The sequence below is a fragment of the Bradyrhizobium erythrophlei genome (genome assembly GCF_042430365.1).
In the GTDB taxonomy this organism is placed as follows: domain Bacteria; phylum Pseudomonadota; class Alphaproteobacteria; order Rhizobiales; family Xanthobacteraceae; genus Bradyrhizobium; species Bradyrhizobium erythrophlei.
The window spans coordinates 11355-21979 of sequence record NZ_JBHMET010000107.1; the positions used below are offsets into that span (position 1 = coordinate 11355).

The following is a 10625-nucleotide window of genomic DNA, read 5'->3' on the forward strand; positions in this document are numbered from 1 at the left end:
ACAATGTCCAGATCGTACCGTTTGCACGCCGCTGGAGAGACAGCTGCGCGGACAGGTAGCACAGTCGACAACGCCTCAGGCGCCCAGAAAATGGCCTGTTGGTCGAACGTCTTTTGCGGGTCAGCGGCGAAACGACAGCCCCCACTTCCGGCGGAAGTGATCCGCCATCGCGCTGGAGTGTCCGCTGCGCACCAGGAGCCTATAGTCTCGTTGGTATTCCGGATTGCGGCGAAGCCACTCCCAGGCGAGGTCCACAGCTTCTGTTGTCTTGGCGTCTGGATATGCTTGCTCGGATCTCCAGTCAGCACCTGCCATCGTCGTCCTTTCCCCATGCATTCACACAAGAGGAATTGCAGCACGATAAATGTGACTATTTCTGGTTGTGCTGATGCGCTTATGCGATGTTGATGCACTTACTCGATGGAACAGTCTATTTTTGCGATTGGACCTCAACACGACGTGTCGTCCGATCCAAACGCATTCATGACTCACTCATTAGGCCACCCCCGGCGCAGGAGATCACGATAGCCGTGACGCGCCACCCATTTGGCGCGCGCCAGATGACTCTCGAAAGCACAGCGGGCGCGATCCGGCTCGAGGGCGGGATCAATACAAAGCACGATGCGCGCGACTTCGCGCCAATCCGCATTATCGGCTTCGGCATCAAGGAGACGCATATAGGTGACGACGTGTTGCTCGTCATAGGGCGTGAGCTGGGGTGCGTCGGGCGCCAAATCTGCGATCTTGGGAGCGGTCGGCACGGCCTGAAACTCCTATCAAACTGAAAAGGCCATCATAGCCGTATTCAGAGCGTTTTCGTAGCGATCCGAGCGGCGCGCCTTGCGGGAGCAGTTTCCTACGAAGGGCAATTGGAGGCTGGCGGCGAGCGTTTCCGAGCGAACCGGCTGGCATCGCTCACTTCAATTTCGTTTACCCCGACTTCCGTCAGAGGACGTTTGATCACAGTCCATATCGCTTGGAGCGCGATCAGCAGACTTGGCGTCCCGCATGCGTCAGCTTCGTTTCTTGCTTGCCAAGCGGCATCGCCGCGTGCGGCTTACGTTCACAACGTGCACGAGACGGCACTTTGTTAAGTATATCGAGGTGCAGTATATTGAGCAAGCGGCATCCTTTCCCGCATGGGTTTGCGGGAGACATTCGCCACTAATTTGCGCCGTCTGCGCAATGCGAGGGGATGGTCCCAAGACGAGCTTGCCTTTGAGGCCAAGATAAGCCGGGGCTATTTGAGCCAGCTTGAAAAGGGCGCGTACTACGTCAGCATCAAAATCATAGGTCGCCTTGCCGACAAGCTCCACGTTGAGCCTGATGAGTTCCTGAAACGGCCTGCAAAGAGAGGCCGCTAGGTAGGCACAGCCCAATACATGCCTGCCCCCAATCCACTGTTTCTGATCTCTTGCGTAGCTTTTGAAAGCTGGCCTAAGTAATTTCCGGCGGTCGCGTATAGGCTTTCCCACGGCTAGCATAGATTCGAAATGGGCCCAATGCAGGAGCACGTCGACGTGGCTGTTGGAATGGTCGTGACGACCTCCGTGGCGACATCGGCAAGACGCGCTTGGGGCGGCCCTACACCTATAGCGGCTGGACCATCGCTTCATAGGGCATTGAGTTGGTTTGAAGCAGTTGCGAAAAGAGCAAAGATAATGGCGGCTAGCAGGCTAGGGTCAGACGTCTGAGAAACTGCGTGCTATGTGGGAGACCATGCGGCATGCAATCTGCCGCGCATGTTCGCTTATGCCTCGAGCGGCTCGGTCTCGACGATATGTTCTGGAGGCCTTGATGCTCACAAATGGGAGCGCTGCCCGGCGGACCGAAGAGGCTCTTTGCTCATTCGCCGCTTTTGCGCGGCCGCAACCGGAGCAGGATGTAACCTTCGTCGCCCTCATCCTCGAACAAGATCGGCGGAAGGAAGGGCTGTCGAGCTTGTGCGAGAGACGGTCACGCCCTCCTCGGAGCGCTTCGACCAGGCGGCCCCCGATCTCCGCCCTCTTCCCATAGATGCGATAGCTGCGAGCATCCCTCGCTTGCGCAATTCCATTCTGCGACCGCGAGGAACAACGGAGAGCTTATCATCAACCCAAAGCATGATTTTTCCGACAGCCTCATTTAGCGCTACATGGGCCAGCAAATCTGCAAGACGCCAAGACTTCCCGGCGCCCTTCCGAAGTAAAACCGAAACTTGCTGAGGGGTGCCGGCGGAAACCTCGGCTTTTACCGTCTCAGCGGTCGCCGCCGCTCCGATAGCCTTCCGCTTGGCAACAGCTTCCATCCCAAAAAGCTTTACGGAGCCCCCGGTCATATTGCGAGAAATTCAAGAAGGGGTCGTCGACTGCGCATTCCGACGAAGTCGGCCGTGGATTCCGAGCGAAGCCGGCCGCCTGTACCGATGGAAGCCGGCCGGGGATTCCGATGATCCCGGCCGCCTGCCGAGGCGGGCTCTCGCGACGACGTCGTCATCAGGTCAGTTGGCGGCCTCGTCGTCAAGCGTCTGACGCTTGGCGGCGGCTTTGCGCAGGCTCTCGCCCTTGAGGGTGAGCCTGTGGGCGTTGTGCACGAGGCGATCGAGGATGGCGTCGGCAATAGTTGGGTTGCCGATGAGCTCGTGCCAATGCTCGACCGGGAGCTGGCTTGTCACCACGGTTGAGCCGCGGCCATGGCGATCCTCCATCATCTCCAGCAGGTCGCGTTGCTGCTCGGCTGTCATGGAGGCAAGTCCCCAGTCGTCAAGGATCAGGAGCTCGACGCGCGCCAGGGTCCTGAGGAGGCGAGCATGGCGGCCATCGCCCCGCGCGAGGGCGAGCGCCTCGAACAGCCGCGGCAGCCGCTGATAGAGCACGGAGCGGTTGTCGCGGCAGGCCTTGTGTCCCAAGGCGCATGCAATCCAGCTCTTGCCGACGCCGGTCGGGCCGATGATGAGCAGGTTCTGATGCCGGTCGATCCACTCGCCGGCGACGAGCTTTTGGAACAGTGGCTTGTCGAGCCCGCGCGGCGCCTTCATGTCGATATCCTCGACGACGGCGTTCTGCCGGAGGCTTGCGAACCGCAACCGAGCGACCAGCCGCTTGTTCTCGCGCTCGGTCGCCTCACGGTCGACGAGCAATGCGAGGCGCTCCTCGAAGGCCAGCGCGGCGATGTCAGGCTGTCGCTGCTGTTCATCGAGGGCCTTTGCCATGCCGTTGAGCCCGAGCGCAACGAGGCGATCGTGGGTGGGATGTGTCAACATCGTCTCTCCTTTCTTCAGTGGTAGTAATCGGTGCCGCGGATGTTGCCGTGTCGGATCGGTGGGCCGTCCGGCGGGCTCTCGTTTGCGTAGGCGCGATCGAGCCCGTGCTGCAGGATCGACTTGATCGAGCCGTAGGTGGTCGCGCCGATGTCGTTGCCGCGCTGGCAGGCGGCCTCGATGCGGGCCGAGCCGTAGCTGCGCGCGAGCCGCAGAATGCCGAGACAAGCCCGGAAGCCCTGCTCGGGGTGAGGCTTGGCCTTCATGATCGCCTCGACAAGAGCAATCGTGGCGGGGCCGATCTTGGCGGCTTCTCGTTTGATCCGCGCTGGCGTCCATTCGGCATAGCGCCGGTGCGCGCTCGGCATGTGCTCCGGGATCGTGGTGTGGCGATGGGGCACGGCAGAGCGGGCGTGGCTGGCGACTCGGACGCCCTTGTGCAGGATCTCGATCGTCCGGTCGGTGATGCGCGCCTCGAGCTCTTCGCGGATCAGCCGTGAGGGCACCGAGTAGTAGTGACCGGCGATCTCGACGTGATAGTCGGGTGCGACCCGGCACTTCTTCCACTCGGCGTACTGATAGTGCGTTGGCGGCAGGGTTTTAAGCGCCGGCTTGTCGATCTGTGCGAACAGCTCGTTGCGGCTCACGCCGAGCTTGCGCATGATCTTGGCGTTGAGGTCGGCGATCGCCTCGCGGATTGCCGCATTGAGTTCGTCAAGCGAGAAGAAGCGCTGGTTCCGCAGCCGTGCCAGCACAAACCGCTGGACGATTTGCACCGCCACTTCCACCTTCGCCTTGTCGCGCGGCTTGCGCGGACGCGTGGGTAGGATCGCGGTGCCGTAATGCTCGGCCAGCTCCTGGTAGGTGCGGTTGATGCCCGGCTCATAGCGACAGGTGGCGATGACGCCGGATTTCAGATTGTCGCAGACGATCGCCTTCGGCACGCCGCCGATCGCCCGCAAAGCATTGACGTGCACCGCAATCCAGTCAGCCAGCCCTTCCGACCAGCGCGCCTCGGCAAAGGTGTAGTTGGATGCTCCCAGCACGGCGACAAAGACATGGGCCAGCCGTTGCGCGCCGGTCGCGGCGTCGAACACCGGCACCCTGTCGCCCGCGAAGTCGACGAACAGCTTCTCTCCAGGCCCATGCGCCTGCCGCATGGTCGGCGAGATCGTCTCGCTCCATTCCCGGTAGAGATCGCAGAATCGGCTGTAGCCATAGCCGTCGGCGTGCTCCGCGCGATATTCCTCCCACAGCAGGAGCAGCGTCACGCTGCGCCGCTTCAGCTCCCGGTGCACCTGGGTCCAGTCGGGCAACGGCCGCGCCGGCTTCTCCTCGAATGTCGGCGGCGTGAACAGCCGGCGCTCGAGCTCGCCGTCGTCCATCCCTTTTGGCACCGGCCAGGTGATGCCGATCACGGCAGCCCGCCGCAGATACTCGCCAACCGTCGATCGGCTGATGCCGACGGTGACGGCGATCTGCCGCTCGCTCACGCCAAGGGCGTGCCGCAGTCTCAAAACTTCTCGAACCTTCCGCATCGGCGCTCTCTCGGCGGGCATCAAACCTCCCCTTGCTTGGCCGCAAAGGGGGGCTGGTCCGCGATTCGATCGCCATCTTCGAGAGCGTCAGGCCGGTCTCAACAGGGTGGCCGACTTCGATCGGAATGGGTGGCCGACTTCCATCGGAATCGGTGGCCGGATTGCGTCGGAATCAGTGGCCGGCTTGCATCGGATTACGCACGTCGACCCCACCAAACGATAGCAAGAGCCGCCAGTGGGCATGCAATCGCGGCACTCAACTTTGCCAGCGCCTCGATCGTTGGCGAGCGCACTCGCTTATCGGGTCACGGGGCGCTGTTCCTTAACCAACGAGGTTCTCGGCTAACACCTCACGCGTTCCGCTTCAAGCTTGCAAGCTTCGCCCGGATCGCGAACATCAAGCGCCGCATTACACCTCACATGCTTCGTCACACCGCAGCGGCACTACTGATTGAGAGCGGCGTCGATATTCGCATCGTCCAACGCCTTCTGGGGCATTCCAGTATCGCTACAACCGAGATTTACACGCACGTGTCTGACGAAGCGCTCCGCCGAACCCTGGAGCAAGCCAATGTCATCGGGACTCTGGCGGCCTAAGCGCAGGGTGTAACCGTGCCCGAGCCATGCCTGCCGGGAGGGACTGGGGCCGCTCATTCGCCGCCGAATTGGAATCCCCAAGCAGCGGGGTCAGACGGTATGTGACAATTAGGACAGCTTCCCGGTGATCGGGACGGACGAAGCTCCAATTATCACCAACGTCCACATCGTGCCCCGTGGATGACAGTGAGCGAGTGTGTGCATACTCGGCGAAAGGCGGTAGCTCGCCGGTCGGCCAGAGCTCAGGAAACATCGTGCTTGTCTTTTCCTTTATGACGGAGCAATGCGCGATAGCCGCCACGCATGAGCCGTAGCCCCATCTTGACCAGGCGAATGGTCCGACTGCGCAGATCGTGTGTTTTCCAGCCTCGATCGGGAATGCGAAGCGTGCCAAACAGGCCTTGCGCGATCTGGCGATAGCTGTTTCCTTCCAGCCACCCATCCGCTGCTCGCAGAGCGAGAATGAGCCGCCGCCGGGTCAGGATCGATAGAGCAAGAGGCGGTGGTCCGAGGGGACGCTGTTCGAGCGCCAGCCAAAATCGACGTGCTGCCCGCAAACGCATGTCGAAATTCCGGTCGAGCGGCAGCTCGACGGCAACCAATGAGCCGCTCGCTGGAAGTTCTGGTAGCCAAAGGCGATGCTTTGCCCCTCCGAGCGGCACGATGGCATGCCATCCATCTGGCGTATGACGAAGCTCGCTGCCCGGTAGTTTGGCAATATCCAGGTGGTACCGTTTGGACGCCGCCGAGCAGATCGTCGCGCGGACAGTTAGCACGGTCGACAGCGCCTCAGGCGCCCAGAAAATAGCTTGTTGGTCGAACGTCTTTCGCGGGTCAGCGGCGAAACGAAAGCCCCCACTTCCGGCGGAAGTGATCCGCCGTCGCGCTGGATCGGTCGCTGCGGACCAGGAGCTTATAGTCTCGTTGGTACTCGCGGTGGCGGCGAAGGCACTCCCAAGCTAGGTCCACAGTTTCTGTTGTCTTGGCGTCAGGGTATGCTTGCTCTGATCTCCAGTCGGCACCTGCCATCAGCTATTTTCCCCATGCATTCACGCAAGAGGAATTGCAGCCCGACAAATGTGACGATTTCTGGTTGTGCTGATGCGCTTATTCGATGTCGATGCACTTAATCGATGGAACGATCTACTTTTGCGATTAGATCTCAACAAGAAGTCACGTTCACTCGGACGCATTCATTGTTCACTCTTCGGCCAACCGCGGCGCAGGAGATCACGATAGCCGTGACGCGCCACCCATTTGGCGCGAGCCAGATGGCTGTCGAAAGCACGGCGAGCGCGATCCGGCTCGAGGGCGGGATCAATGCAAAGCACAATGCGCGCGACTTCGCGCCAATCCGCGTGATCGGCTTCGGCATCGAGGAGACGCATATAGGTGACGACGTGTTGCTCGTCATAGGGCGTGAGCTGGGGCGCGTCGGGCGCCAAATCTGCGATCTTGGGAGCGGTCGGCACGGCCTGAAACTCCTATCTAACTGAAAAGGCCATGATAGCCGTATTCAGGGCGTCTTCGTAGCGATCGAAGGTCGCAGCCTGCAGGAATGTTTCCCTGACGAACGTCAGTTGGCGGCTGGCTGCGAGCGTTTCCGAGCGAGACGGCTCGCGTCGCTCACTCCAATTTCGTTTACCCCGACGTTCGCCAGCGGCCGTTTGATCATGGTCCATATCGCACGGAGCGCGATCAGCAGACTTGGCGGCCCGCATGCGCCGGCTTCGCTCCCTGCTTGCCAGGCGGCATAGAGGCGTGCGGTTCGGCGGGCATCCACGTGCCTGTGCGGTGGTCGATCTTTTGGCTGCGCGATCCATCCAGGGAAGCATTCTGTTCTCACTTGCGAACTCCAGGTGACCGATTTTGCTATCTGGTCGCGCGGCCGCGAAGCAATTCGCGGGAACCGTGGTCGCTCATCCATTCTGCGCGCGAAATGGCGATCGAATGCTTCGCGAGCGCGCACGGGCTCGCGATCTGATCGTTATGCAGCAGATCCCGGGAACTTCTTTCCAATCGACGCCGTCGGTTTCTGCATCAAGAAGTGGCCAACACGCCACCCGATACTGCTCGTCATAGATCGTCAGCACCGGCTCATTTGGCGCGACATCGGCGACATCTGGATCTAACACCGGCTTTTTCATTGAAGCTTCTCGCGCAGGTTCTGGCCAACTGCATTATGGACGACCTTACCGAAATAGGCGGATTATAGCCAGTGGTTTGATAGTCTGCCGAATGGCTGCTTTAGCGCATGAAAGCTCGTGCGCTTGTGGCCTGGAATGTGCGCCGGATCCGCGTAGATCGCGGTATTCCGGCGGAACAACTGGCTTACGATGCCGGGATTGACCGCTCCTATATGGGCCGTATTGAGCGGCAACTGGAGAACCCGACAATTGATCTTCTCGATCGTATCGCCCGAACGCTAGGTGTTCATGTGTCTGAACTCTTTGTTCAGCCACCCAAAGGTGCGACGGCTCCCAAGCCCCTGCCCAAAGGTCGCAAGCCGGCGCATCCGCGTCGCAAGAAGAAATAGCACACCTCACATGAGAGCCACTTTGGCAGGCGGCCCCGTAAACGGCACTGGGCGACCGGTCTGCTTGAGTTGAATGTGGCGAACATTGCAGAACTCAAGGCCTGCCGAGCTGCAGAAGCAGAAACGTTCAACGAACGAACTCTCCGGGGTCCTCGGCTTTACTCAAACATGATCAGCGATTTGGATCGTGGTCGGCGCACCCCGCTGTCGTGACGCGATGGATTTGCCCGAGCGGCTCTACAGTTCGCTATTGCCCACGTGGTGGCCATTGCCCTGATCAGTATGCCTGTCAAGCGTAACCGGCATGAGGCCCCCACCTCGCCATCGCGCGGCTCGCCTGCGATACAGCCTGGCATGAGCTGACGGTGGAGGTGCAACGATGGCAAATGCCATGCTTGATGCCAGGCAGGAACGCGACTCGTATCGTCGCATCGAGGTGTTCACCGGGCGGCGGCGGCGATGGACGGGCGACGAGAAGGCCCGGATCGTGGCGGAGAGAAGGAGAGTGCGAACCTCTCCGACGTGGCGCGGCGCAATGGCGTTGCTCGCGGGCTGCTTACGGCGTGGCGAGGCCAGGTTGCGGCGGCGGTAACCGGCAAGGCGCCGAGCTTCGTGCCGATCCAAATTGGTGCCGAGAGCGGTGGGACAGCTGACGAGTCCGAGCGTATTTCGTCGGCACAGACGACTCCGTTGGAGATCGCTGCACCGGCCACCAAGCTCTCCGGGGTAATCGAGATGAGTGGAGCGCGCATCCGGGTCGAGCCGGGAGTGGAACTGGCGACGCTTCCGACGGTGCTGTCGGCGCTTCGGGACATCCGGTGATTGCACTACGGTCCGACCTCAAGGTGGTGCTGGCGGCACAGCCGATCGACTTCCGCAAGTCGGTGCACACGCTGTCGGCGCTGGTGAGCGAAGCGCTAAGTGCGAACCCGTATTGCGGCGACGTCTTCGTGTTCCGCAGCAAGCGCATGGACAGAGTGAAGCTTTTGGCGTGGGACGGCAGCGGCATGGTGCTGGTGACGAAGTGGCTGCACCAGGGGCGCTTCACCTGGCCGCCGATCCGCGACGGCGTGGTGCATCTAAGTGCCACGCAGCTCGCGATGCTGCTGACGGACTTGGGTGGACGCGTGTCTCACCCAAGCCTGTGATGCCCCCGGCCGTTGTGGGGTGAGAGGAGGATTTCGCTGGAACCTGGAGCGTGCACATGTATCGTCCTGATCATGGCGATTCGTCCCGACGCTCTCCCGACCGATCCGGCGTCTCTGACCGAGATGGTGCTCGCGCTTGACGCCGAGAACGAGAAGCCGCGTGTAGCGATGCAGACGCTCAAGGAGATGATCTTCGGGAAGCGCTCGGAGCGGCTTGCGGTGACTGTCGCGGCCCAGCTGGCGCTCGAGCTGGGCGATCTCGAGACCGACGCCACCACGCTGGCTGCGCCGACCAACGACGATACGCCCGCGCCGAAGCCGCCCCATAAGCCGCGCAAGAAGGCGCGCCGCAACATCGGTGCGCTGCCCAAGCACCTGCCGCGCTGCGAGCAGGTGCTGGAGCCGGAGGCGACCGCGTGCCCGTGCTGCCAGGGCCAGCTTCACAAGATCGGCGAGGACGTCAGCGAGGTGCTGGACGTGATCCCGGCGATCCTGCGGGTGCTGCGTACGGTCCGTCCCAAGTACGCCTGCCGCAGCTGCACGGATGGCGTGGTCCAGGCAAAGGTGCTGCCGCGCCTGATCGAGAGCGGCATGGCGTCGACGGTGCTCGTGACCCACGTGGTGGTCTCGAAGTTCGCCTGGTATCTGCCGCTGTACCGCCAGGTGCAGATGCTGGCCGGTCTGGGCATCTACCTTGACCGTGCGACGCTCGCCGGCTGGGTGAAGCGTGCCGCCTGGTGGCACAAGACCCTTTATGAGCTCCAGCTGCGGATGATTCAGGCCGCGTCGCGCGTGTTCTGCGACGAGACGCCGATGCCGGTGCTCGATCCCGGACGACATCGCACCCGCATCTGCCAGTTCTGGGCGCATGCCATGGATGACCGACCATGGGGCGGCCCGGCGCCGCCGGCGGTTGCCTATGTGTTCGCCGACGGCCGCGGCACGGAGGAGATCGCCGGACAATTGACGGGCTTTTCCGGCATTCTGCAGTTGGATGGGTATGCCGCCTACAAGGCGCTCGCCCGCGGCCATGGCGGCGCGATCCAGCTCGCTTTTTGTCTCGCCCATGCCCGACGCAAATTCGTCGAGGTGTACAAGACGACCCAGTCGCCGTTCGCGCGCGAGGTGATCGAACGCCTGCAGGCGATCTATGTCATCGAGGCGGAGATCCGCGGCAGCAGTGCCGAGCAGCGGCTTGCCGCCCGCCGCGCCAGGACCGCTCCGTTGATAGAGGCGCTCAGGACGCGGCTGACGGCCATGGTCGGCCAGCTCTTCTCCCAGTCGAAGCTGGCGGAGGCCATCAACTATGCGCTCAATCACTGGGACGGGTTGACGCTGTTTCTGCGCGACGGCCGCGCCGAGGTCGACAGCAATACGGTCGAGCGTTCAATGCGCCCGATTGCGATGGGGAGGCGGAACTTGCTGTTCAGCGGCAGCGAAGGCGGCGCCGAGAGCTGGGCGATCCTGGCTTCGCTCGTGAACACGGCACTATGCCGCATGCGGCATAGTGCCGTTTATGCCGACTGCCGCACTATGCCGAATGGTTTTGGAAGAGGCCGTCGTTTGCG

13 protein-coding genes and 1 pseudogene are annotated in these 10625 nt (G+C 61.9%); 6 read left to right on the plus strand and 8 right to left on the minus strand.

What is annotated here, in order from left to right:
- Nucleotides 1–120 precede the first annotated feature (120 nt).
- Together ACFFWD_RS17475 and ACFFWD_RS17480 are read right to left on the minus strand one after the other, a co-directional pair.
- Nucleotides 121–336: a transcriptional regulator domain-containing protein gene (locus ACFFWD_RS17475; RefSeq protein WP_376967248.1), complete on the minus strand. Its 216-nt coding sequence runs from the start codon at nucleotides 334–336 to the stop codon at nucleotides 121–123.
- A 152-nt stretch (nucleotides 337–488) separates the two neighbouring features.
- Nucleotides 489–761 carry a DNA -binding domain-containing protein gene (locus ACFFWD_RS17480; protein WP_376967250.1) on the minus strand — a complete coding sequence of 91 codons (273 nt, stop codon included), beginning with the start codon at nucleotides 759–761 and terminating at the stop codon, nucleotides 489–491.
- Between the two features lie 378 nt (nucleotides 762–1139).
- Here ACFFWD_RS17480 and ACFFWD_RS17485 point away from each other — a divergent pair, with 378 nt between their 5' ends.
- A complete protein-coding gene (locus tag ACFFWD_RS17485; RefSeq protein ID WP_376967252.1) occupies nucleotides 1140–1364 on the plus strand; it encodes a helix-turn-helix domain-containing protein in 225 nt (74 codons plus the stop codon).
- 1115 nt (nucleotides 1365–2479) lie between these two features.
- On the opposite strand, the gene istB is transcribed toward ACFFWD_RS17485, so the two are convergent.
- Together istB and istA are read right to left on the minus strand one after the other, a co-directional pair.
- Nucleotides 2480–3241, minus strand: a complete 762-nt coding sequence (istB, locus tag ACFFWD_RS17490; protein ID WP_376967254.1) for an IS21-like element helper ATPase IstB — start codon at nucleotides 3239–3241, stop codon at nucleotides 2480–2482.
- A 14-nt stretch (nucleotides 3242–3255) separates the two neighbouring features.
- Nucleotides 3256–4776, minus strand: coding sequence for an IS21 family transposase (istA, locus tag ACFFWD_RS17495; protein ID WP_376967276.1), 1521 nt, complete (start codon nucleotides 4774–4776; stop codon nucleotides 3256–3258).
- Nucleotides 4777–4905: 129 nt separating this feature from the next.
- Here istA and ACFFWD_RS17500 point away from each other — a divergent pair, with 129 nt between their 5' ends.
- The gene (locus ACFFWD_RS17500) at nucleotides 4906–5373 is read left to right on the plus strand and encodes a tyrosine-type recombinase/integrase (RefSeq protein WP_376967256.1); all 468 of its coding nucleotides are present in this window, start codon (nucleotides 4906–4908) and stop codon (nucleotides 5371–5373) included.
- A gap of 242 nt (nucleotides 5374–5615) precedes the next feature.
- Here the strand turns inward: ACFFWD_RS17500 and ACFFWD_RS17505 are convergent, their stop codons facing one another.
- The 4 genes from ACFFWD_RS17505 to ACFFWD_RS17520 form a co-directional block, all read right to left on the minus strand.
- Nucleotides 5616–6149 (minus strand): DUF2285 domain-containing protein, encoded by a 534-nt coding sequence (locus tag ACFFWD_RS17505; protein ID WP_376967258.1) that lies wholly within the window; start codon nucleotides 6147–6149, stop codon nucleotides 5616–5618.
- 58 nt (nucleotides 6150–6207) lie between these two features.
- A complete protein-coding gene (locus ACFFWD_RS17510; protein ID WP_376967260.1) occupies nucleotides 6208–6402 on the minus strand; it encodes a transcriptional regulator domain-containing protein in 195 nt (64 codons plus the stop codon).
- Nucleotides 6403–6566: 164 nt separating this feature from the next.
- A complete protein-coding gene (locus ACFFWD_RS17515) occupies nucleotides 6567–6818 on the minus strand; it encodes a DNA -binding domain-containing protein (protein WP_376967262.1) in 252 nt (83 codons plus the stop codon).
- 474 nt (nucleotides 6819–7292) lie between these two features.
- On the minus strand, nucleotides 7293–7520 hold the full coding sequence (locus ACFFWD_RS17520) for a DUF2285 domain-containing protein (RefSeq protein WP_376967264.1): 228 nt from the start codon (nucleotides 7518–7520) through the stop codon (nucleotides 7293–7295).
- A gap of 107 nt (nucleotides 7521–7627) precedes the next feature.
- Here ACFFWD_RS17520 and ACFFWD_RS17525 point away from each other — a divergent pair, with 107 nt between their 5' ends.
- From ACFFWD_RS17525 to tnpC, 4 genes and pseudogenes are all read left to right on the plus strand, one after another.
- The gene (locus ACFFWD_RS17525) at nucleotides 7628–7909 is read left to right on the plus strand and encodes a helix-turn-helix domain-containing protein (RefSeq protein ID WP_376967266.1); all 282 of its coding nucleotides are present in this window, start codon (nucleotides 7628–7630) and stop codon (nucleotides 7907–7909) included.
- A gap of 459 nt (nucleotides 7910–8368) precedes the next feature.
- Nucleotides 8369–8731 carry a hypothetical protein gene (locus tag ACFFWD_RS17530; RefSeq protein ID WP_376967268.1) on the plus strand — a complete coding sequence of 121 codons (363 nt, stop codon included), beginning with the start codon at nucleotides 8369–8371 and terminating at the stop codon, nucleotides 8729–8731.
- A pseudogene (gene tnpB, locus ACFFWD_RS17535) lies at nucleotides 8728–9080 on the plus strand (IS66 family insertion sequence element accessory protein TnpB). The gene ACFFWD_RS17530 and the pseudogene tnpB overlap by 4 nt, the downstream one beginning before the upstream one ends.
- 49 nt (nucleotides 9081–9129) lie before the next feature.
- Nucleotides 9130–10625 (plus strand): IS66 family transposase (tnpC, locus tag ACFFWD_RS17540; RefSeq protein WP_376967270.1); only part of this gene is annotated, 1496 nt, incomplete at its 3' end.